This is a genomic window from Pseudomonas sp. 102515 (assembly GCF_031085165.1).
Lineage (GTDB): Bacteria > Pseudomonadota > Gammaproteobacteria > Pseudomonadales > Pseudomonadaceae > Chryseomonas.
In genome coordinates, this window is record NZ_JAVHTY010000001.1 from 266,817 (window position 1) to 289,480 (window position 22,664).

A 22,664-nucleotide genomic window follows, 5' to 3' on the forward strand; every position below is an offset into this window, starting at 1 on the left:
CTGACACTCAATGACGCATGCCACGCCCGCTCACGAGCAGGCGGATGCTGACCAGATAAAGCACGATGACGGCGAACAGCATGAAGGCGATCGCCACCCCGATGCGGATGTCGGACACCCCGAGGATGCCGTAACGGAAGGCGTTGACCATGTGCAGGATCGGATTGACCAAGGACACCTTCTGCCAGAAGGCCGGCAGCAGGTCGATGGAATAGAAGACCCCGCCCAGGTAGGTCAGCGGCGTCAACACGAAGGTCGGCACGATGGAGATGTCGTCGAAGTTGCGTGCGTAGACGGCATTGATGAAGCCGCCCAGGGCGAAGATCGCCGCGGTGAGGATGATCACCAGCAGCATGATGCCCAGGTGGTGCACCTGCATGTGGGTGAAGAACAGCGACAGCACGCTGACGATGGCGGCCACGGCCAGGCCACGCAGAATGCCGCCCATGGCATAGCCGATGAGGATGACGTGGGGCGACACTGGCGAGACCAGCAGCTCTTCCACGGAGCGCTGGAACTTGCTGCTGAAGAAGCTGGAGACCACGTTGCTGTAGGCGTTGGTGATCACCGACATCATGATCAGGCCCGGCACGATGTATTGCATGTAGGTAAAGCCACCCATGCCACCGATACGATTGCCGATCAGATTCCCGAAGATCACGAAATACAGGACCATGGTGATCGCCGGGGGTAGCAGCGTCTGTGCCCAGATGCGGGTGAAGCGGCGCACTTCGCGATGGACGATGGTCCGCAGCGCCACCATGTTGGCTTGGAATTCGGTACTCATCGGGCGACCTTGGCTAGATTCTTTTCCACCAGGGAGACGAACAGCTCCTCCAGGCGATTGGCTTTGTTTCTGAGGCTCTGCACCTGGATGCCGGCGGCGTCCAGCTGGCGGAACAGGGCATTGACCCCGCTGGCCTTGTCGATCTGCACCTCGAAGGAGTGATCGCCCAGCAGCTTGGCCGGATAGCCATCCAGCTGCGGCGCCGCCGTCATTGGCTGGACGACGTCGACGATGAAGGTCTCGACGTTGAGCTTCTGCAGGAGCTTGCGCATGCTGGTGTGCTCCACCAGCTCGCCATGGTCGATGATGGCGATGTTGCGACAGAGGTGCTCGGCCTCTTCCAGGTAGTGGGTGGTGAGGATGATGCTGGTTCCCTGCTTGTTCAGCTCGGTGAGGAAGCTCCACATGGAGCGGCGCAGCTCGATGTCGACCCCGGCGGTGGGCTCGTCGAGAATCAGCAGGCGCGGTCTGTGGATCAGCGCGCGCGCAATCATCAGACGGCGCTTCATACCGCCGGAGAGCATGCGCGAAGGGGTGTCGCGCTTGTCCCACAACCCGAGCTGGGTGAGGTATTCCTCGGCGCGATCACCGGCGATCCGCGCGGGAATGCCGTAGTAGCCGGCCTGGGTCACGACAATGTCGAAGGCCTTCTCGAACTGGTTGAAGTTGAACTCCTGGGGCACCACGCCCAGGCAGCGCTTGAGGCCTGCGGGATCCTTGTCCAGGTCGTTGCCGAACACCGAGACCTCGCCGCCCGATTTGTTGACCAGGGTCGAGAGGATGCCGATGGTGGTCGACTTGCCGGCCCCATTCGGACCGAGCAGCGCGAAGAAATCACCTTCGACCACATCGAGGTCGATGCCCTTGAGGGCGGTGAAGCCGTTGTTGTAGGTCTTGGTCAGACCGCGAATGGAGAGAGCTAGACTCATGTGCCTCCCGGCAAGAACTGATTCGCAAAGAAAAGTGCTACTTCCTATAACCCCGGCAGCGGGCAAAGGTTCGATCCTAGTCGAACCAGACAACGTCGGACAGTGCCCCTATACTGCGCAGCCGCTTTTTCAGGAGACCCCCATGGCCACTTCCTATCTCGACCACCATGTCGCCCTCCTCGCCCAGCTGCGTGCGGTTCTGGCCGACGTCGGCGCGGCCGATCAGGTGCCCTCGGAGAACCACGCGCTATTTCTCGACCGCTTCGATGAGCTGGTCGCCGGACTGCCGCAGGCGCCCGAGGAGTACGCCTATCTCGGCCAGGACCTGCTCAGCCAGATCTTCAGCCGCTATCCGCAGATCGCCCATCGGGTACCGCGCGACCTGCTATGGTTCTTTGGCGGCGATTGCCTGCACTTCATGCCGGACGAAGAGCTGGCGCTCTATCAGCGACTGGACGAGCGTCGCCATGAAGCGGAATCCCGCGGCGAAGCCTACGACTGGGCGCAGGAACGCCGCTTGCTGGCCCTGCCGGCCGACGCAGCGCGTCACTGAAACGTCGAAGGGCTATCGAACCGGTCGATAGCCCTTCGCGACCGCAAGGATGCCAGACGGCTAGTAATAGGCGTTTTCGCGGTTGGTATGGTCGGTCACGTCGCGCACGGCGGTGAGCTCGGGGATCCGCTCCAGCAAGGTGCGCTCGACGCCATCCTTGAGGGTCAGATCGACCTGGCCACAACCCTGGCAACCGCCGCCGAAACGCAGCACCGCCACGTTGTCGTCGACGATGTCCACCAGGCTGACCATGCCACCATGGCTGGCGAGCCCCGGATTGATCTCGGTCTGCAGGTAGTAGTCGACGCGCTCGTTGAGCGGGCTGTCCTCGTTGACCATGGGCACCTTGGCGTTGGGCGCCTTGATGGTCAGCTGGCCGCCCATGCGATCGGTGGCGTAGTCCACCAGGGCGTCTTCGAGAAAGGGCTGGCTGATGGCATCGAGGTAAGCGGTAAAGCTCTTCAGACCGATGGGCTGGTCATCGGGCTTCTCTTCGCCGGGCTTGCAGTAGGCGATACAGGTCTCGGCGTACTGGGTGCCGGGCTGGGTAATGAAGATCCGGATACCGATCCCGGGGGTGTTCTGCTTTTCCAACAGGTCGGCCAGGTAATCCTGAGCCGCGTCGGTAATGATGATGGCGCTCATGGTCACTCCTCAACAGGTGTGACAAGTTTACGCCACCCCATCCCGCGACGAAAGCCCTAGTGAAACAGTCGGATAATGGTTTCAATCGAGCCGCTGAACGAAGCTCGTGACCCGATTGCGCCCGCCATGCTTGGACTCGTAGAGCGCCTTGTCCGCCTGCTGGATCATCTGCTCGTGATTGCCCAGGGGCACCGATAGGTCGGTGAGGCCGATGCTGATGGTGAAGGCGATGGGCGTCCCGAGCACGTCGAGACGCATGGCCTCGACCGCCTCCCGCAGACGCTCGGCGAGCAGCCGCGCGCCCTCCACGCCGGTGTCGAGCAGCACTACGCCGAACTCCTCCCCGCCGTAGCGCCCGGCGATGTCGGCATTGCGCACGTGGGTCTTGATCACCCCGGCCAGCGCCTTGATCGCCTGGTCGCCCACGGCATGGCCGTAGGTGTCGTTGATGCGCTTGAAGTGATCGATGTCGAGCATCATCAGTGCCAGGCGGCCGCCATAGCGCTGGTGGCGGGCGAACTCCTCGGTGAGGCGCTCTTCCCAGTAACCGCGATTGGCCAGCCCGGTCAGGCGATCGGTGCGCGATAGCTCCTGCAACTTGTCGTTGGAGAACTCCAGCTGCCGCTTGTTGATGGCGACATCGGTGACGTCGTAGATCACCACGCAGATGTGGGCGATGGCGCCGGTGGAATCCCGGAGCGGCAGCAGGGTGACGTTCTGGTACATGAAGGCTTCCACGCCGGTGATCGGCTGGTAGCTCTTGAAGTGGACCAGATAGGGCCGTTGTTCCCAGATGGAAAAGGCCCGGGTACCCAGCAGCACCACGCTCTCGGCCTTGGCCCGAAACCAGGCCTCGTCGATCTCGGCGAAGACGGCGAACAGCGACTGCTGGCTGACCTCGCTGAGGATCCGCCCGGAATGGTTTTCCATGAAGCTGTTCCAGACCTCGATGCGGTAGTCGAGGTCCAGTACCACCACGCCGACATCGATGTTCTGCACGATGTCCAGCAGCCAATGGAGTTCGTTGATATCGATCTGTGCGGCCATGCTCAATTCATCAGGTAGCCGATCTTGCGGGTGATGCGCTTCACCGAATCCTCGGTGAACAGCAACAGCAGATCGAAGTGGACGTTATGGCCTTCCAGACTGTAGCTGAGCTCGACCGCCAGGGTCTTCTTCCAGCGTGTCTTGTTGACGACGATGAGCTCGTCGATGGACGCATGGTGGCCGAGAATGGTCGGATGGCCCTGGGAGAAGCGGATGTCGAACTGTTCGGCGATCCCGGCCAGGCAGGCGCCGATGATGATGCTCGACAGATCCAGCAGCATCTCGATGTCGCCGGACTCCCCCGCCTCGCGCCAGCGCACCAGCTGCGCCATGTCGTCGAATTCGGAGTCATGGAAGATCAGCAACGCCTCGCCGGCGATGCCCTCGCCGATGTAGCCCTGGCACACCGCGCTGAGCCGATCCTCGCGCTGGGCATCCACCAGCGTCATGTGCAGTTCGCTGACTTCCAGGATGTTGACGTTGGGAATGGGCAACTGGACGAATACATCCAGCGCCTTGGCCAGCAGGGCCCCGGCGCGGCCCATGGAGACGTTGACCACCTCGCGGAAGGCATCGCGGAAACTGACTTCCAGCTCCGGGCGCGCGACAGGTGCCGCCGGCACCGTCGGACTGGGGCTATAGAGGCCATGGCGCTCGAGCACAGCCGCCAGTTCGGTCGGATCGGCCGGCTTGCGGATGAAATCCAGGGCGCCCAGTTCTCGCACCCGTGCCACCGCCTGATCCTGGACGTCCCCGGAGACAACGATCACCTTGACGCCCAGACCTTCGTTGCGGATGGCCGCGAGGGTCCCGTAGCCATCCAGGATCGGCATGGTCAGGTCCAGCAGCATGACCTGACCCAGGCCCTGACGCAGCGCCGCAAGGGCCTCCTCGCCGTTGGCGGCCTGGGTGATGGATACACCCCAGCCTTCGGGCAGGGAGCGAACCAGCTGCTTGCGCGCCATGTTCGAGTCGTCGCATATCACCAGAGGAATCACGGCCACCTTCCATGACGCAGTTTTGACGCACAGTAAACGTCGGTCATCAGACAGTAAAGCAGCAGTTCGGCAGCTTGCATGGCGGCCGTTCCAGATCGCCGGCTGTCACGGCCATGAGCGACCCACCGACCTTGCATGAGCGTCGCTCATGATCAGTGGTCGCCCATACCGGGGCAGGCGCCGGCTTTTGCTATGCTGCCACCCTTTGTCCAGCGTCTCTTCTTCTCTGTGGAATGCCCATGACCGATCCTACCGCTCGCCTCGCCGCCCTCCGCCACGCCCTCGCGCAGCGCATCCTCATCCTCGACGGCGGCATGGGCACCATGATCCAGAGCTATCGGCTGGAGGAAGCGGACTACCGCGGCGAGCGTTTCGCCGACTGGCCGAGCGACGTCAAGGGCAATAACGACCTCCTGCTGCTGACGCAGCCGAAGATCATCGCCGAGATCGAAAAGGCCTACCTGGATGCCGGCGCCGACATCCTGGAGACCAACACCTTCAATGCCACCCGCGTCTCCCAGGCCGATTACGGCATGCAGGAGATCACCTACGAGCTGAACCTGGCCGGCGCCCGGGTCGCCCGCGAGGTGGCCGACGCCAAGACCCTGGAGACCCCAGATCGTCCGCGCTTCGTCGCCGGGGTGCTCGGCCCGACCAGTCGGACCTGCTCCATTTCCCCGGACGTCAACAACCCCGGCTATCGCAACGTCACCTTCGATGAACTGGTGGAGAACTACACCGAGGCCACCCGCGGCCTGATCGAGGGCGGCGCCGACCTCATCCTGATCGAGACCATCTTCGACACCCTCAACGCCAAGGCGGCGATCTTCGCCGTCCAGGGCGTGTTCGAAGAGGTCGGGATCGAGTTGCCGATCATGATCTCCGGCACCATCACCGATGCCTCCGGTCGTACCCTGTCCGGCCAGACCACCGAAGCCTTCTGGAACTCCGTGCGCCACGCCCAGCCGATTTCGGTCGGCCTGAACTGCGCCCTGGGCGCCAGGGAGCTGCGGCCCTACGTCGAGGAGCTGGCGACCAAGGCCGACACCTTCGTTTCGGCCCATCCCAACGCCGGCCTGCCCAATGCCTTCGGCGAATACGACGAGAGCCCCGAGCAGATGGCCGCAGTGGTCGAGGAATTCGCGGCCAGCGGCCTGCTCAACATCGTCGGTGGCTGCTGCGGCACCACCCCGGCGCACATCCAGGCCATCGCCGAGGCCGTCGGCAGGCATGCACCGCGCCAACTGCCGGACATTCCCAAGGCCTGCCGCCTCTCCGGCCTGGAACCCTTCACCATCAGCCGCGAGTCGCTGTTCGTCAACGTCGGCGAGCGCACCAATATCACCGGCTCGGCCAAGTTCGCCCGGCTGATCCGCGAGGAGAACTACGCCGAGGCCCTGGAAGTGGCCCAGCAGCAAGTGGAAGCCGGCGCCCAGGTCATCGACATCAACATGGACGAGGGCATGCTGGATTCGAAGGCGGCCATGGTCACCTTCCTCAACCTGATCGCCTCCGAGCCGGACATCTCCCGGGTGCCGATCATGATCGACTCCTCCAAGTGGGAGGTGATCGAGGCCGGCCTCAAGTGCATCCAGGGCAAGGGCATCGTCAACTCCATCTCCATGAAGGAAGGCGTCGAGGCCTTCGTCCACCACGCCAAGCTGTGCAAGAGATACGGCGCCGCGGTAGTGGTCATGGCCTTCGACGAAGATGGCCAGGCCGACACCGAGGCGCGCAAGAACGAGATCTGCGCCCGCTCCTACGACATCCTGGTCAACCAGGTGGGCTTTCCGCCGGAAGACATCATCTTCGACCCCAACATTTTCGCCGTAGCGACCGGGATCGAGGAACACAACAACTACGCGGTCGACTTCATCAACGCCTGCGCCTATATCCGCGACAACCTGCCCTACGCCCTGACCTCGGGCGGCGTGTCCAACGTCTCCTTCTCCTTCCGCGGCAACAACCCGGTGCGCGAGGCCATCCACTCGGTCTTCCTCTACCACGCCATCCAGAACGGCCTGACCATGGGCATCGTCAACGCCGGCCAGCTGGAGATCTACGACGAGATCCCGGCCGCCCTGCGCGAGCGGGTCGAGGACGTGGTGCTCAACCGCACCCCGGCAGGCACCGACGCCCTGCTGGCCATCGCCGACGACTACAAGGGCGGCGGCGCGGTCAAGGAAGCCGAGACCGAGGAGTGGCGCGGCCTGCCAGTGGGCAAGCGACTGGAGCATGCCCTGGTCAAGGGCATCACCACCTATATCGTCGAGGACACCGAGGAGTGCCGCCAGCAGTGCGCGCGCCCCATCGAGGTCATCGAGGGCCCGCTGATGAGCGGCATGAACGTGGTCGGCGACCTGTTCGGCTCGGGCAAGATGTTCCTGCCCCAGGTGGTCAAGTCCGCCCGGGTGATGAAGCAGGCGGTGGCGCACCTGATCCCCTTCATCGAGGCGGAGAAAGGCGACAAGCCCGAGGCCAAGGGCAAGATCCTCATGGCCACGGTCAAGGGCGACGTCCACGACATCGGCAAGAACATCGTCGGCGTGGTGCTGGGTTGCAACGGCTATGACATCGTCGACCTGGGCGTCATGGTCCCGGCGGAAAGGATCCTGCAGACCGCCATCGCCGAGAAGTGCGACATCATCGGCCTCTCCGGCCTGATCACCCCCTCGCTGGACGAGATGGTCCACGTCGCCAAGGAGATGCAGCGGCAGGGCTTCACCCTGCCGCTGATGATCGGCGGCGCCACCACCTCCAAGGCCCATACCGCGGTCAAGATCGAGCCGCAATACAAGAACGATGCCGTGGTCTATGTCACCGACGCCTCGCGCGCCGTGGGCGTAGCCACCCAATTGCTGTCCAAGGAACTCAAGGCCGGCTTCGTCGAGCGCACCCGCGCCGACTACGTGGAGGTCCGCGAGCGCACCGCCAATCGTAGCGCCCGCACCGAACGCCTGTCCTACGCCAAGGCGGTGGCCAACAAGCCCGCCTTCAACTGGCTGGGCTACCAGGCGCCCAAACCCAGCTTCACCGGCACCCGGGTGCTGGAAGACATCGACCTGGCGGTGCTGGCCGAATACATCGACTGGACGCCCTTCTTCATCTCCTGGGACCTCGCCGGCAAGTACCCGCGCATCCTCACCGACGAGGTGGTGGGTGAAGCGGCCACCGCGCTGTTCCACGATGCCCAGACCATGCTCAGGAAGCTGATCGACGAGAAGCTGATCAAGGCCCGCGCCGTGTTCGGCTTCTGGCCGACGAACCAGGTCCGTGACGACGACCTGGAAGTCTATGGCGAGGACGGCCAGCCGCTGGCCACCCTGCACCACCTGCGCCAGCAGACCATCAAGCCCGAGGGCAAGCCCAACCTGTCCCTGGCCGACTTCGTCGCGCCCAAGGAGACCGGAGTGACCGACTACATGGGCGGCTTCATCGTCACCGCCGGCATCGGCGCCGAGGAGCTGGCCAAGGACTACGAGCGCAAGGGCGACGACTATAATTCCATCATGGTCAAGGCCCTGGCCGATCGCCTCGCCGAAGCCTGCGCCGAGTGGCTGCACGAACGGGTGCGCAAGGAGCACTGGGGCTATGCCGCGGACGAGACCCTGGACAACGAGGCGCGGATCCGCGAGCAGTACAAGGGCATTCGCCCCGCCCCCGGCTACCCGGCCTGCCCCGACCACACCGAGAAGGCCACCCTGTTCAAGCTGCTGGACCCCGAGGCCCGCTTCAACGAGGCCGGTCGTAGCGGCGTCTTCCTCACCGAGCACTACGCCATGTTCCCCGCCGCCGCCGTCAGCGGCTGGTACTTCGCCCATCCCGAGGCCCAGTACTTCGCCGTGGGCAAGATCGACAGGGATCAGGTGGGCAGCTACACCGAGCGCAAGGGCCAGGAGCTGGCGGTGACGGAGCGGTGGCTGGCGCCGAACCTAGGGTACGACAACTAGCTTGGCAGACGCCTCAGGTAACAAAAACGCGGCCCTTTTCGCGGGCGTCCCTACTAGGGTGTAGGGACTTCCATCGACGAGGACCGCGTGCCCATGAAAGGCCTTACCCTAGCCGCCGGCAGTCTCCTGCTCGGTCTCGCCACCCTGAACGCCACTGCCGCGCCCCCGACGCTGAGTGAAGCTCAGTGGCCCTTCACCGCCACGCCCCGCGCTACCCTGGATGCGCCCTGGGCCATCGCCTTCCTGCCGGATGGCACCGCCCTGGTCACCGAGAAAGGCGGGGTACTCAAGCACCTGAACGTGCAGACCGGCCAGGCCCAGGACATCAGCGGCGTACCCAAGGTGGTCGCCGCCGGCCAGGGCGGGCTGGGCGATGTCATCCTGCATCCGCAATACGCCAGCAACGGGCTGATCTACCTGAGCTATGCCGAGGCCGGCGAAGACGGCACCCAGGGCGCGGCGGTCGCCCGGGCCAAGCTGATCCTGAAGGAAGACGGCAGTGGTTCGCTCGGCGAGCTCAAGGTGATCTGGCGGCAGACGCCCAAGGTCAGTGGCAACGGTCACTATGGCCATCGCATGAGATTCGGCCCGGACGGCAAGTTGTGGATCACCTCGGGTGAGCGGCAGAAATTCACCCCGGCCCAGGACATGAGCGGCAACCTGGGCAAGCTCATCCGTCTCGACGACGATGGCAGCGTCCCAGCGGACAACCCCTTCGCCAAACAGGGCGGCGTAGCGGCCCAGGTCTGGTCGCTGGGCCATCGCAACCCGCTGGGCATCGCCTTCGATGCCCAGGGCCGCCTGTGGGAGCAGGAAATGGGCCCCCAGGGTGGCGACGAACTCAATCTGATCCAGCGTAGCGGCAACTACGGCTATCCCGAGGTCTCCAATGGTGACCACTATGGCGGCAGGCCGATCCCGGATCACGCGACGCGCCCGGAATTCATCCCGCCCAAGATCAGCTGGACGCCGGTAATCTCGCCGGCCGGCCTGATGATCTACGCAGGCGACCGCTTCCCTGCCTGGAAGGGCAACGCCTTCATCGGCGGGCTGTCGTCCAAGGCGCTGGTACGGATCGAACTCCAGGGCGAAGAGGCGCGCGAGGTCGAGCGCTATGCCATGGGCACGCGCATCCGCGACGTCGAGGAAGGCCCCAATGGCAGTCTCTGGGTCCTGGAAGACGGTGCCCAGGCGCGGCTGCTGGAATTGCAGCCGAAGTAGCGGCAGGAGTCACCCAGGGAGGGGTGACCGCCGGCTCAGCGCAGCTCGGAAGGCGAGCGGCGGACGATCTTGATCGAGTGCTTGATCTCGGGCTTGCGGGTCACGCTGATCGGCCGCTTGGTGACGGTGTCCAGGGTGATGTTCCAGAAGCCGGTGCTGGGTACCGTGATCCGCGCCGGAAAGGTGTCGAAGGCGCCGCCGTGGTAGGAGTGGCGGCCGCCGTTCTTGAAGCTGCGGAAATTGGCATCGTTCATCAGGCGGATGTTGCACACCCCCGAACTCTGGATGACGACCAGGTCGCCCTCGTTGAGATGCTCGCGCTGGTGGATGAACTTCATGACGGGTCCTCGTCTTGCAAAGGACTAGGATAGCATCCCTGCCCTGTCCTATTATCGCCGCCCGCCCCCGACCTGCCCTTTTCCCATGCGTATTTCCGATGTCGTCCAATTGCTCGCCGAGGCCGGCGCCAAGCCCAAGCACAGTGCCCGGATCCTGCGCGCTTGGTGCCAGGGGCTGCCCCTGGACACCGGCACCCGGCGCCAGCAGGCGGAGAACTTCCTGCCGCTGGAGGTACGCCATGCCATTCCGGCGCTGACCGCGCGGCTGGAAGGCCTGGCCCGGGTGACCTCCGAGCATTCGGGCGCCGACGGTTCGGCGCGGATGCTGGTGACCCTGGGCGACGGCCAGGCGGTGGAAAGCGTGCTGCTGCCCCGCGATGGACTCTGCGTGTCATCCCAGGTTGGTTGCGCGGTGGGCTGCGTCTTTTGCATGACCGGCAAGAGCGGCCTCCTGCGTCAGGTGGGCAGCGCCGAGATCGTCGCCCAGGTAGCCCTGGCGCGACGCATCAGGCCGGTCAAGAAGGTGGTCTTCATGGGCATGGGCGAGCCGGCGCACAACCTGCACAACGTGCTGGAAGCCATCGACCTGCTGGGCACGGCCGGCGGTATCGGCCATCGCAACCTGGTGTTTTCCACCGTCGGCGATCCGCGGGTGTTCGAGCGACTGCCCCGGCAGGCGGTCAGGCCGGCGCTGGCGCTGTCGCTGCACAGCACCAACGCTGAGCGTCGGGCCCGCCTGTTGCCCAAGGCGCCCCGCTACGAACCCGGCGAGCTGATCGAACAGGGAGAAGCCTACGCCCGGCTGATTGGCTATCCGATCCAGTACCAGTGGACGCTGCTCGCCGGCATCAACGACAGCCAGGACGAGATGGACGAACTGCTGCGGCTGATGAAGGGCAAGTACGGTGTGCTCAACCTGATTCCCTACAACAGCCTGGAAGTAGACGACTACCAGCGCCCCGACGGCGAGCGCATCGTGCAGATCGTGCGCTACCTGCACAGCCGCGGCCTGCTCACCAAGGTGCGCAATTCCGCAGGCCAGGATGTCGATGGCGGTTGTGGCCAGTTGCGCGCTCGAGCCGAGGTGCTGCGCCCCATACGGGTCAGCGCCTGACCGATCGTCCTGCGCGTGGCCCCGCCCATCAGTTGCGGCGGAACGCCCGGCCTGGCGTTCCCTCAGAGTGCATTCGCACCATTCAGAGGGAAGCTTTTCCATGCAGGATCGCATCAAACGCCACGACCCCTTCATCGCCGGTCTGAAGGAACGCCTGCCCGAAGCGCTGCGCGAATCCTTTACCGAGGAGCAGCTGGAAGCCCTCAAGCTGGCTTTCGGCACCCGCAGCTGGGGAAAGCACAGCGTCGATCTGCGCGGCACCGTCAAGTTCTGGCACCGCCGTTACTACTTCGTCTTCCTCGCCGGTCGCAACTACCGTCAACTCTCGCGCCTGGAGCAGGAATTGTCCCTGCTCGGCAAGGCCACGGTGCTGGCGGTGATCCTGCTGGCCTGCGGACTCGTGGGTCTGCTGCTGCTCTATCTGCTCAAGTCCGCGCTGGGCATCGACATCTTTCCCGACTACTCCTTCGGCGTTTGGACCTGGTTCAAGGGTCTATTCGAGTAGCACGGATTCGCTTGACCCTGGCAGGGAGGCTTGCCCCTCGGGAGACCTCCTATGCCCCACCTGAATCGCCGCCGGACCCTCGGCCTGCTGGCTGCCAGTGCCGCCCTGCCCCTGCTGGGCGGCTATCCGCTCCACGCATTCGCGGCGGGCGATGAATACCTCGCCCTGGTCGAGAAGGAAGCTCCCGGCATCGGCTTCTATCGCCTGGTCGATGGCAAGCGCGTCGGCAACCTGGAATTGCCCGAGCAACCCCATGAGATCGTCGCCGACCGCCAGGGTCGCTATGCCTATGTCGGCCAATATGGCGTCAAGAGCTGGCAGGCGCCCGGCGAAGGCGGCCATCAGGTCAGCGTGATCGATCTCGCCGAGCGCCGCCTGGTGAGATCCATCGACCTGTCGCCCTATCACCGCTTGCACGGCATGCGCCTGGACGACCAGGGTCGCCTCTATGTGCTCAGCGAAACTGACTCGCTGCTCATCCGCTTCGATCGCCCCGCAACCGCCGAATCGCCCAGCCAGATCGTCCCGGTCGGCGGCACCCGCAGCCACTACTTCGTACTGACCCGTGACGGACGTCGTGCCTATGTCGCCGATACCTTGAGCGGCCTGGTGATCCTGGTGGACGCGCACAATCCCGCCGTGCTGCCGGTTAAGAAATATCTCGGCCAGGCGCCGGAGGGCTGCTGTTTGAGTCCGGACGAGCGCACCTTCTATGTACTGGATCGCTTCGCCGGCATCCTCCATGCGCTGGATGCCCGCGACCTCGCGCCACTCCGCCAGGTCAAGCTGCGTGGCGAAGCGGTGCGCGTGGCCGCCCTGCCCGGTGGTCGCCTGCTGGTCTCCAACCTGGCGGACAAGAGTCTCTCGCTGCTGCGGCCCGACACCCTCGCCGAAGTGGCCTACCTGCCCATGGGCAGCGCCGTGCCCGGACTCAACCTCGATCCCCGCGGCGAGCGTCTCTTCGCGGCCCTGGAGGACAACCAGCTGGCGGTGGTCGATCTGCGCAACTGGCGGGAGATCCGCCGCTTCGCCACCGGCCAGGCGCCGGATACCGCCGTGGTCTTCCGGGGCTGACGCTCGCCCGCCCTGATCCGCTGCCAACCGGTCAGCGGATCCGCAAGGCACGAGAATCATCCGCATTTAACAATTTGAATCATTGTGATACAAATCACCGACCTGCGGGCGCCTCCGCGCCCTTAGCTTCCGTCGGTGATAGCTTTCATGCTCGTTCCCTTTCTGATCATGCTCCGCGAAGGCATCGAAGCGGCGCTCATCGTTGGCATCATCGCCAGCTATCTGCAACGGACCGGTCGCGGCCACTGGATGCCCGCGGTCTGGACCGGCGTGATGCTGGCCGCCGCCCTGTCGCTGTTCGTCGGTGCAGGCCTGCAACTGGCCAGCGCCGAATTTCCGCAGCGTCAGCAGGAGCTGTTCGAAGCGGTGGTCGGCCTGGCGGCCACGGCCATCCTCACCTCCATGGTGTTCTGGATGCGCAAGGCGGCGCGCTCGATCAAGACCGAACTGCACGACTCCCTGGAAAACGCCCTGTCCGCCTCGCGCAACCAGGTCTATGCCCTGATCGGCATGGTCTTCCTGGCGGTCGCCCGCGAGGGCCTGGAAACCGTGTTCTTCCTGCTCGCGATCTTCCAGCAGAGCGCCGGCCCCGGCGCGCCCCTCGGTGCCCTGCTGGGGCTGATCATCGCCATCGCGGTGGGCTACGGTCTCTATACCGGCGGCGTGCGACTGAACCTGGGCAAGTTCTTTCGCTTCACCGGCCTGTTCATCCTCTTCGTCGCGGCCGGCCTGTTCACCAACTCGGTCAAGGCCCTGCATGAAGCCGGCCTGTGGAATGCGCTGCAGCAGGTGCTGTTCGACTGGAGCCACGTGCTGCCCGCCGACGGCCCGGTCGGTACGGTGCTGGCCGGGATGTTCGGCTACCAGGACACCCCGACGGTCAGCACCCTCGGCGCCTATCTGCTGTTCCTGGCGGTCACCCTGCCGCTGTTCTTCCGCAGCCCGGCGCCGCCCCAGCGTCCTGCCGTGACCACCCCTGCCTCGCTGGAGCGCCCGTCTTGAACAACGCCAACCCCCATTCGCCGAAGCAGGGCGCCACGGCGATGCGCCTGGCCGTGGTCGGCTCCGCCACGCTGCTGATCGTCGCGGCCGCCGCCTTCTACTACGCCTCGCGCTCCGCAGGCGAGCGTCACGCCACCGTGGCCGACGGCGAAATCAAGGTCGATATCCTGGCCAATCGCTGCGAGCCCAACGCCCTGGAAGTGCCCGCCGGGCCGGCGCGTTTCCGGATCGTCAACCGCTCGGACCGGGCGGTGGAGTGGGAAATCCTCGATGGCGTCCTGGTGGTCGAGGAGCGCGAGAACATCGCGCCCGGCCTCAGCCAAGTCATCAATGCCACCCTGGCGCCTGGCGACTACGCCATCACTTGCGGCCTGCTGAGCAATCCGCGCGGGACCCTGAAGGTGCTGCCCACCGCCGCCTCTGAAGCCGCCAGCAAGGCCGGCCCGACCCTGACCCAGTTCGTCGGCCCGCTGTCGGAATACCGCGTCTACCTGAATCAGCAGAGCCGCCTGCTGCTGCAGGGCCTCGCCACCCTCCAGCAGGCGCTGGCCGCGGACGATCTGGAGCAGGCGCGCGCCGCCTATGCGGCCGCCCGCCTGCCCTACCAGCGTCTGGCGGCGACCGCGCAGCGCTTCGCCGAACTGGACAATCGCCTCAACGCCCGCGCCGACTACTACGAAAAGCGCGAACAGGATCCGGCCTTCGGGGGCTTCCATCGCCTCGAACAGGGCCTTTTCGCCGGCGACAGCACCCAGGACCTGGAGCCGGTCGCCAATCGCTTGCAACAGGACGCCGCCGCCCTGCGCGACGCCCTGCTCGGTCAGTCGCTGCCGCCCGCCCAACTCAGCGGCAACGCCGCACGCCTGCTGCACAACCTGGCCAGTACCCGGATCTCGGGCGAGGAAGAACGCTACAGCCAGCTCGTCCTGCCCGGTTTCGCCGCCAATCTGGACGGCACGCGCAAGGTGATCGAGTTGCTGCGCCCGCTGCTCGGCAAGGGTCATCCCGAGCTGCAGCAGCGCCTGGATACCCAGGCCGACGCCTTGGCCGCGGCCCTGGGTGATGTCCAGCGTCCCTACTCCACCCTTGTCCCTGGCGACCGCCAGCGCATCGCCGACGCGGCCCAGGCACTGGCCGACTCCCTCGAGCAGGTGGCCCCGGCCCTCGGCCTTACCGCGACCAATACCACGCCATGAAGAAGTCCGCTCCCGATCAGCCCAACATCGAACGCCGCCGGCTGTTGGGTGGCCTCGGCGCCGCCAGCGTGGCGCTGGCCGGTGCCGGGCTCTGCCCGATGCACGCCCGGGCGGCCAGCACCGCCGAGGTGACCCGCGCCCCCGGCAGCGCCAATACCCACCAGCGCCAGGCGTTTCTTGGTCTCCACCAGAGCGGCATCGTCACCCCACGGCCAGCGGCGGGGATGATCGTGGCCTTCGATGTACTGGCCAGCGACCGCGAGGACCTGGAACGCCTGCTGCGTACCCTCGACGAACGCATCCGCTTTCTCATGCAGGGCGGCCCGGTGCCGGAGGTCGATCCCAGGTTGCCGCCGTTGGATTCCGGCATCCTCGGCCCGGTGGTGACGCCGGACAACCTCACCATCACCGTCTCGGTGGGCGAGTCGCTGTTCGACGAGCGCTTCGGCCTGAGCGCGGTCAAGCCACTGCAGCTGCAACGCATGACCGGCTTTCCCAACGACGCCCTGGAAGCGGACTGCTGCCACGGCGATCTCTGTCTGCAGTTGTGCGCCAACACCCCGGACACCAACATCCACGCCCTGCGCGACATCGTGAAGAACCTGCCGGATCTGCTGGCGATCCGCTGGAAGCAGGAAGGCAGCGTACCGGTGCAGGATCCGCCACCCGGGCAACCCGCGGAAAGCGCGCGCAACTTCCTCGGCTTTCGCGACGGTTCGGCCAACCCGGATTCCACCGACACCCAGGCGATGGACCGGATCGTCTGGGTCCAGCCCAGCGGCGGCGAGCCCGCCTGGGCCGCCCAGGGCAGCTACCAGGCGGTGCGCATCATTCGCAATTTCGTCGAGCGCTGGGATCGCACGCCGCTGCAGGAGCAGGAAGCCATCTTCGGTCGGCGCAAGGCCAGTGGCGCGCCCATGGCCGGCGGTCACGAGACCGATGTGCCGGATTACGCCAGCGATCCCAAGGGCCAGGTCACCCCGCTGGACGCCCATATCCGCCTGGCCAATCCCCGCACCGCGGAGAGCCAGCGCAACCTGATCCTGCGCCGCCCCTTCAACTACTCCAATGGCGTGCGCAAGAACGGCCAACTCGACATGGGCCTGCTGTTCATCGCCTACCAGGCCGATCTGGAACAGGGCTTCATCGCCGTGCAGAAGCGCCTGGATGGCGAACCCCTGGAGGAATACATCAAACCCATCGGCGGCGGTTACTTCTTCGTCCTGCCGGGGATCACCGATGCCAAGGACTATCTCGGCCGCAGCCTGCTGGCCGCCGCATCGCTTTAAAACCTCGACAGGAGAAGTCGAATGAAACGCTCGTTCCTCGCCGTTGCCCTCGGCCTGGCCCTCGCCACGCCGGCCCTCGCTGCCAACTCGCCGCTGGATCTGGTCGGCCCCATCTCCGACTACAAGATCTATGTCACCGACAACCTGGCCAAGCTCACCGAGCAGACCCAGGCCTTCACCGCGGCGGTCAAGCGCGGCGACCTGGCCACCGCACGCAAGCTCTACGCCCCGACGCGGGTGTCCTACGAACAGGTCGAGCCCATCGCTGAACTCTTCAGCGACCTGGACGCCGCCATCGATTCCCGCGAAGACGACCACGAACAGGGCGTCAAGTCCGAGGACTTCACCGGCTTCCATCGTCTGGAGCACGCCCTCTTCACTCAGAACACCACCGAAGGCCAGGGTCCCCTCGCCGATAGGCTGCTGGCGGACGTCAAGGACCTGCAGGCCCGGGTCGACGGCCTGACCTTCCCGCCGGAAAAGGTGGTGGGTGGCGCCGCGGCACTGATGGAGGAAGTGGCGGCGACCAAGGTGTCGGGCGAGGAAGAGCGCTATAGCCACACCGACCTCTACGACTTCCAGGCCAACGTCGATGGCGCCAAGAAGATCGTCGACCTGTTCCGCCCGCAGATCGAGAAGCAGGACCAGGCCTTCATCGCCAAGGTCGACAAGAACTTCGCCACGGTCGACAAGATTCTGGCCAAGTACAAGACCAAGGAGGGCGGGTTCGAAACCTACGACAAGGTCAGCGAGCGTGATCGCAAGGCTCTGGTGGGCCCGGTCAACACCCTGGCGGAAGATCTCTCCACCCTGCGCGGCAAGCTGGGCCTGAACTAACCGCGGCGGCTAAAACTACTGCGCGTCCGCCAGGCGGGCGCGTGCAGTGCTCGGAATCCTCATGTACCGCTTGTACACTTCGGTTCCTGCGCGCCGCGCGCACCCACCTGACAACCGCGCGCTACGTTTTATCAACCGCGGTATTCATAAGCGGTATCCGGTTCCACCCACCCGCTTTCCGCTTATCGCCGGAATAGATTTATATATAAATAAACATCGCTTTTAAGCATATAGACCTGCTGCTATCGTGCACGGCCTAGAAAAGTCGTCAGAGCGCCCCTGGGTGCCCAAGACTTCGATCACGCGCAGCCGTGCGCGCCGCCTGACAGCAGGATGACCATGTACGTTTACGATCAGTACGATCAGCGGATCGTCGAAGAGCGTGTCGCCCAGTTTCGCGACCAGACCCGCCGCTTCCTGGCCGGAGAGCTGGGTGGCGAAGAATACCGCCCGCTGCGCCTGCAGAACGGTCTCTACATCCAGCGCTATGCGCCCATGCTGCGGGTCGCCGTGCCCTATGGCCTGCTGAACACCACCCAGGTGCGCAAGCTGGCGCAGATCGCCCGTGACTACGACAAGGGCTACGCCCACATCAGCACCCGGCAGAATTTCCAGTTCAACTGGCCGGAGCTGGAAGACGTCCCCGAGATCCTCGCCGAGCTGGCCACCGTGCAGATGCACGCCATCCAGACCAGCGGCAACTGCATCCGCAACACCACCACCGACCAGTTCGCCGGCGTTGCCCATGACGAACTGGTCGATCCGCGCCCCTGGTGCGAGATCATCCGCCAGTGGTCGACCTTCCACCCCGAATTCGCCTTCCTGCCGCGCAAGTTCAAGATCGCCGTCAACGGCGCTGCCCTGGATCGCGCCGCCATCGAAGTGCACGACATCGGCCTGGAAGCGGTGCGCAACGAGGCGGGCGAGCTGGGCTTCCGCGTGCTGGTCGGCGGCGGCCAGGGCCGTACCCCCCATACCGGTGAATTCATCCGCGAATTCCTGCCCTGGCAGCACCTGCTCAGCTACCTGGAAGCCACCCTGCGGGTCTACAACCGCTACGGTCGCCGCGACAACAAGTTCAAGGCGCGCATCAAGATCCTGGTCAAGGCCCTGGGCGCCGACGCCTTCGCCGAAAAGGTCGAGGCCGAATGGGCCCACCTCAAGGACGGCCCCATCACCCTGACCGACGCCGAGGTCGCGCGGGTCTCCGCCTTCTTCGTCGATCCGCCCTATGCCGAGCTGCAGGACCAGGACGCGGCCCTCGCCCGCCTGGACGCCGAGCAACCCGGCTTCGCCCGCTGGCGCCAGCGCAACACCTTCCGCCACAAGCGCCCTGGCTACGTCGCCGTGACCCTGTCACTTAAGCCCACCGGCGTGGCCCCCGGCGACGTCACCGATCGCCAGCTGGACGCCATGGCCGACCTCGCCGATCGCTACAGCTTCGGCGAGCTGCGTACCTCGCACCAGCAGAACGTGATCTTCGCCGATGTCCGCCAGGACCAGTTGCTGGAGCTCTGGCAGGCGCTGCGCGAGCACGGCTTCGCCACCCCCAACATCGGCCTGCTGACCGACATGATCTGCTGCCCGGGCGGTGATTTCTGCTCCCTGGCCAACGCCAAGTCGATCCCCATCGCCGAAGCCATCCAGCGCCGTTTCGACGACCTGGACTACCTGTTCGACATCGGCGAACTGGACCTCAACATCTCCGGCTGCATGAACGCCTGCGGTCACCACCACGTCGGCCACATCGGCATCCTCGGCGTGGACAAGAAGGGCGAGGAGTTCTACCAGGTGTCCCTGGGCGGCGACGCCGGCCGCGACGCCACCCTGGCCAAGATCCTCGGCCCCTCCTTCGCCCAGGACCAGATGCCCGAGGTGATCGGCAAGCTGATCAACGTCTACGTCGAGCAACGCACCGAAGACGAGCGCTTCATCGACACCTACCGCCGTATCGGTATCGACCCCTTCAAGGAGCGCGTTTATGCAAAGAATCATTAAGGGCGACCAGCTGGTCACCGACAACTGGCACCTGCTGCCCAAGGACGTCGCCTTCGAAGACGTCCCCAACAGCGACGACGTGATCATCCCGGCCGCCCTATGGCTGGAGCACGGCCATGCCCTCACCTGCCGCGACGGCAAACTGGGCATCTGGCTCGATAGCGACGAAGAGCCGGAGAGCATCGCTGGCGATCTGGAGCACTTCGCGCTCATCGCCATCAATTTCCCGGCCTTCGTCGACGGGCGCGGCTACTCCTATGCCCGGCTGCTGCGCGAGCGCTTCGGCTGGACCGGCGAGCTGCGCGCCATCGGCGACGTCCTGCAGGATCAGCTGTTCTTTCTCAAGCGCTGTGGCTTCGATGCCTACGTGGTCCGCGCCGACCGCGATCCGGAAGCGGCACTGGCCGGTCTGCGCGACTTCAGCGTGACCTATCAGGGCGCGGTGGATCAGCCGGAGCCGCTGTTCCGCCGTCGTCAGGCCTGAACGTCGCGGACGCAAAAGAAAACCCGCCGCGGCGGGTTTCTTTTTGTCTGGCCTTCGCTCAACCGAGATCGACGACCACGCGACCCACCATCTTTCCCGCCAGGATCTGGCTGATGGTATCGGGCAGTTCTTCGAGGCCGACCTCGCGGGTCAGGCTGTCCAGATCGTCCAGCTTCCACTGCACCGAGAGCTTGTCCCAGAGCGCGGCCTTGGCCATCAGCGGCAACTCGACGGAATCCACGCCCAGCAGATTCACTCCGCGCAGGATGAAGGGAAAGACCCCGGCGGCGAAGGTGGTACCGGCGGTCATGCCGCAGCAGGCCACGCTTCCGCCGTATTCCAGCGACTTGATGACGTTGAAGAGAATGTCGCCGCCGACGGTATCCACCGCGCCGGCCCACTGCTGGTCCAGCAGCGGCTTGCCGACGCCATCGGCCAGGGTCGCACGGTCGAGGATCTGCCGGGCACCCAGGCGATGCAGCCACTCCGCGCGCTCCAGCTTGGCGGTGGAGGCCGCCACGTGATAGCCCAGGCGTGCCAGCAGCTTGACCGCCAGACTGCCCACGCCGCCACTGGCGCCGGTGACCAGCACGGTGCCCGCCTCCAGCGTCAGGCCCATCTGTTCGAGTTTCTCGACGCACAGCGCCGCGGTCAGCCCCGCGGTGCCCAGCACCATGGCCTCGCGCAGGCCGAGATTGTCCGGACGACGGATCACCCAGGCGGCCGGCACCCGGATGTACTGGCCGAAGCCGCCGGGGGTATTCATGCCCAGGTCATAGCCGGTGACGAGGACCTCATCGCCCACGGCGAATTCGGCGGCGCTGGACTGCTCCACCACGCCGGCCGCGTCGATGCCCGGGGTATGGGGATAGCGCCGGGTCACGCCACGGTTGCCGATGGCCGACAAGGCGTCCTTGTAGTTGAGCGAGGAGTAGCGCACCCGGATCAGCACCTCGCCCGCGGGAAGGTCGTCCAGGCTGCGCGTCACCACCTCTTGCCGGAAAGCACCATGGGCCCCTTCGGTCACCCAGAGCGCCTGAAAATTGCTCATCGCAGAACCTCCGTGGAGTCTTGTTATGGGGCCGCCAGTCCTATGACCTCAGCGCCAGCGGGTCGACTCGGCCAGACGCTCCCACCAGGTGGTCACCAAGCGATCGACACCGAGGCTCGCCGCCATGCCCAGGCGTTCGGGCAAGGATTTCTTCTCGACGAAGCGCAGCGCAAAGACCTCGACCACCTGGGCCCGTTCGGCCAGGTATTCGTCACTGGTGCGCAGCTCGTCCACCAGTTGCTTGCCCAGCGCGGCCTGGCCGAGCCAGACCTCGCCCGTGGCGACCTCGTCGATATTGAGCTGCGGCCGGTAGTGGGCGACGAAATTCTTGAACAGCACATGGGTGGTATCCAGATCGTGCTGGAATTTTTCCTTGCCCTTCTCGTCGTTCTCGCCGAACACCGTGACGGTGCGCTTGTACTGGCCGGCGGTGAAGACCTCGAAGTCCACGTCATGCTTCTTCAGCAGGCGGTGGACGTTGGGCAGCTGGGCGACCACACCGATGGAGCCGAGGATGGCGAAGGGCGCGCAGAGGATGCGGTCGCCGATGCAGGCCATCATGTAGCCGCCGCTGGCCGCCACCTTGTCGACACAGATGGTCAGGGGGATCCCGGCCTGGCGGATGCGCGCCAGCTGCGAAGCGGCCAGGCCGTAGCTGTGCACCAGGCCACCACCGCTTTCCAGCCGTACCACCACCTCGTCCTTGGGCGTCGCCAGGGTCAGCACCGCGGTGATCTCGTTGCGCAGGTGTTCGTTGGCCGTGGCCTTGATGTCGCCATGGAAATCGAGCACATAGACCCGCGACTTGCCGGTCTCGCTCTTGCGCTTGGTCTTCTCGGCCTTGGTCTCGCGCTTGCGCAGCGCCTTGAAGGCCTCCTTGCCCAGCACGCTCTGCTGCAACCTCAGCCGCAGATCGCGATAGAAGTCATTGAGCTTCTGCACCTGCAACTGGCCAGCGGAGCTGCGCCGGTTGCGGCCGCGGACGGCGGCGGTGAACAGCAGCACGGCGATGATGGCGACCACCACGGTGACGGTTTTGGCCAGGAAACTGGCATAGTCGGCAAGAAACTCCACGGACTCTCCTAGGATGGCGGCAGCAGTGCCCTGCCCAGCATACCGAGTCGCCCGACCGATAGAAACTCGGCGACCCCCGGGCGGTCCTTCTGCACAGGCTAGCCATTCGCAGCGATCGGGCCGCGCGCGCACCCAGGGCTTTCAAACAAGCGTATGAATATCCGTTGACAGGCCTCCTGCCGCCCCCTACCCTCGGTCGAGTGCCCTGCCCCTCCCGCTGGAGTGGGCCTCATCGAAAAAGACCACAAGGACCCTCGCCATGAGCGCAGCCGAAGCCATCGCCACCCTGAAGAGCAAGTTCGACCCCTCCGCCGCGGCCGGCCTGGACCTCACCTATCAATTCGACGTCGAGGGCGGTGACAACTACTACGTGGTCGTCAAGGACGGCACCTGCGACGTCCAGCAAGGCGACGCGGCCGATGCGGATTGCACCCTGATCATGGACCAGGACACCCTGGCCGGCATCGTCAGCGGCGAAACAGACGGCATGCAGGCCTTCATGTCCGGCAAGCTGCGCGTCGAAGGCAACATGATGCTGAGCATGAAGCTGGGCGAACTCTTCCCCAACTGAG

General features: G+C 65.2%; 21 protein-coding genes and 1 other RNA gene. 14 read left to right on the plus strand and 8 right to left on the minus strand.

The genetic code is table 11. From position 1 onward, the window contains the following. Positions 1-7: 7 nt before the first annotated feature. The gene (locus tag RCF34_RS01220) at positions 8-787 is read right to left on the minus strand and encodes an ABC transporter permease (protein WP_308706521.1); all 780 of its coding nucleotides are present in this window, start codon (positions 785-787) and stop codon (positions 8-10) included. After that, complete coding sequence (locus tag RCF34_RS01225; protein ID WP_308706522.1) at positions 784-1,716, minus strand: ABC transporter ATP-binding protein; 933 nt, start codon at positions 1,714-1,716, stop codon at positions 784-786. Before RCF34_RS01225 ends, RCF34_RS01220 begins: the two co-directional genes overlap by 4 nt. Before the next feature lie 142 nt (positions 1,717-1,858). Here RCF34_RS01225 and RCF34_RS01230 point away from each other — a divergent pair, with 142 nt between their 5' ends. Then, complete coding sequence (locus RCF34_RS01230) at positions 1,859-2,269, plus strand: PA2817 family protein (protein ID WP_308706523.1); 411 nt, start codon at positions 1,859-1,861, stop codon at positions 2,267-2,269. Positions 2,270-2,329: 60 nt separating this feature from the next. Here the strand turns inward: RCF34_RS01230 and nfuA are convergent, their stop codons facing one another. The 3 genes from nfuA to RCF34_RS01245 all read right to left on the minus strand — a co-directional run bounded on the left by nfuA (position 2,330) and on the right by RCF34_RS01245 (position 4,965). Next, positions 2,330-2,914, minus strand: coding sequence for a Fe-S biogenesis protein NfuA (nfuA, locus tag RCF34_RS01235; protein WP_064308678.1), 585 nt, complete (start codon positions 2,912-2,914; stop codon positions 2,330-2,332). Positions 2,915-2,995: 81 nt separating this feature from the next. Then, positions 2,996-3,961, minus strand: coding sequence for a diguanylate cyclase (locus RCF34_RS01240; protein ID WP_308706525.1), 966 nt, complete (start codon positions 3,959-3,961; stop codon positions 2,996-2,998). Between the two features lie 2 nt (positions 3,962-3,963). After that, positions 3,964-4,965: a response regulator gene (locus tag RCF34_RS01245; protein ID WP_308706526.1), complete on the minus strand. Its 1,002-nt coding sequence runs from the start codon at positions 4,963-4,965 to the stop codon at positions 3,964-3,966. A gap of 227 nt (positions 4,966-5,192) precedes the next feature. On the opposite strand from RCF34_RS01245, the gene metH reads away from it, so the two are divergent. Next, positions 5,193-8,909, plus strand: coding sequence for a methionine synthase (metH, locus tag RCF34_RS01250; protein ID WP_308706527.1), 3,717 nt, complete (start codon positions 5,193-5,195; stop codon positions 8,907-8,909). 93 nt (positions 8,910-9,002) lie between these two features. Further along, positions 9,003-10,130, plus strand: coding sequence for a PQQ-dependent sugar dehydrogenase (locus RCF34_RS01255; protein WP_308706528.1), 1,128 nt, complete (start codon positions 9,003-9,005; stop codon positions 10,128-10,130). 35 nt (positions 10,131-10,165) lie between these two features. Here the strand turns inward: RCF34_RS01255 and RCF34_RS01260 are convergent, their stop codons facing one another. Further along, positions 10,166-10,468 carry a DUF1883 domain-containing protein gene (locus tag RCF34_RS01260; RefSeq protein WP_133863084.1) on the minus strand — a complete coding sequence of 101 codons (303 nt, stop codon included), beginning with the start codon at positions 10,466-10,468 and terminating at the stop codon, positions 10,166-10,168. Between the two features lie 85 nt (positions 10,469-10,553). Between RCF34_RS01260 and RCF34_RS01265 the strand changes: the two genes are divergently transcribed. The 10 genes from RCF34_RS01265 (at position 10,554) to RCF34_RS01310 (ending at position 19,967) form a co-directional block, all read left to right on the plus strand. Further along, entirely contained in the window at positions 10,554-11,582 is a 1,029-nt protein-coding gene (locus tag RCF34_RS01265) for an RNA methyltransferase (RefSeq protein ID WP_308706529.1), read from the plus strand. 100 nt (positions 11,583-11,682) lie between these two features. Further along, complete coding sequence (locus RCF34_RS01270; protein ID WP_133863086.1) at positions 11,683-12,087, plus strand: 3-phosphoshikimate 1-carboxyvinyltransferase; 405 nt, start codon at positions 11,683-11,685, stop codon at positions 12,085-12,087. 51 nt (positions 12,088-12,138) lie between these two features. Then, a complete protein-coding gene (locus RCF34_RS01275; protein WP_308706530.1) occupies positions 12,139-13,161 on the plus strand; it encodes a twin-arginine translocation pathway signal protein in 1,023 nt (340 codons plus the stop codon). Positions 13,162-13,308: 147 nt separating this feature from the next. Continuing rightward, positions 13,309-14,163 carry an iron uptake transporter permease EfeU gene (gene efeU / locus RCF34_RS01280; protein WP_308706531.1) on the plus strand — a complete coding sequence of 285 codons (855 nt, stop codon included), beginning with the start codon at positions 13,309-13,311 and terminating at the stop codon, positions 14,161-14,163. A gap of 41 nt (positions 14,164-14,204) precedes the next feature. Then, positions 14,205-15,359, plus strand: a complete 1,155-nt coding sequence (gene efeO / locus RCF34_RS01285; RefSeq protein WP_308707501.1) for an iron uptake system protein EfeO — start codon at positions 14,205-14,207, stop codon at positions 15,357-15,359. Then, a complete protein-coding gene (efeB, locus tag RCF34_RS01290; RefSeq protein ID WP_308706532.1) occupies positions 15,356-16,648 on the plus strand; it encodes an iron uptake transporter deferrochelatase/peroxidase subunit in 1,293 nt (430 codons plus the stop codon). The genes efeO (RCF34_RS01285) and efeB overlap by 4 nt, the downstream gene beginning before the upstream one ends. Before the next feature lie 21 nt (positions 16,649-16,669). Continuing rightward, positions 16,670-17,485 carry an iron uptake system protein EfeO gene (efeO, locus tag RCF34_RS01295; RefSeq protein ID WP_308706533.1) on the plus strand — a complete coding sequence of 272 codons (816 nt, stop codon included), beginning with the start codon at positions 16,670-16,672 and terminating at the stop codon, positions 17,483-17,485. A gap of 61 nt (positions 17,486-17,546) precedes the next feature. Beyond that, positions 17,547-17,622, plus strand: a non-coding RNA gene (locus RCF34_RS01300) — sX9 sRNA. Between the two features lie 202 nt (positions 17,623-17,824). Next, entirely contained in the window at positions 17,825-19,483 is a 1,659-nt protein-coding gene (locus RCF34_RS01305) for a nitrite/sulfite reductase (RefSeq protein ID WP_308706534.1), read from the plus strand. Next, entirely contained in the window at positions 19,467-19,967 is a 501-nt protein-coding gene (locus tag RCF34_RS01310; RefSeq protein WP_308706535.1) for a DUF934 domain-containing protein, read from the plus strand. Before RCF34_RS01305 ends, RCF34_RS01310 begins: the two co-directional genes overlap by 17 nt. A gap of 58 nt (positions 19,968-20,025) precedes the next feature. On the opposite strand, the gene RCF34_RS01315 is transcribed toward RCF34_RS01310, so the two are convergent. Both RCF34_RS01315 and sohB read right to left on the minus strand, forming a co-directional pair. Then, positions 20,026-21,018 carry a YhdH/YhfP family quinone oxidoreductase gene (locus RCF34_RS01315; protein ID WP_308706536.1) on the minus strand — a complete coding sequence of 331 codons (993 nt, stop codon included), beginning with the start codon at positions 21,016-21,018 and terminating at the stop codon, positions 20,026-20,028. A 48-nt stretch (positions 21,019-21,066) separates the two neighbouring features. Continuing rightward, entirely contained in the window at positions 21,067-22,092 is a 1,026-nt protein-coding gene (gene sohB / locus RCF34_RS01320; RefSeq protein WP_308706537.1) for a protease SohB, read from the minus strand. Positions 22,093-22,351: 259 nt separating this feature from the next. Between sohB and RCF34_RS01325 the strand changes: the two genes are divergently transcribed. Next, positions 22,352-22,663, plus strand: coding sequence for an SCP2 sterol-binding domain-containing protein (locus RCF34_RS01325; protein ID WP_308706538.1), 312 nt, complete (start codon positions 22,352-22,354; stop codon positions 22,661-22,663). The last annotated feature ends 1 nt before the right edge of the window (position 22,664 follow it).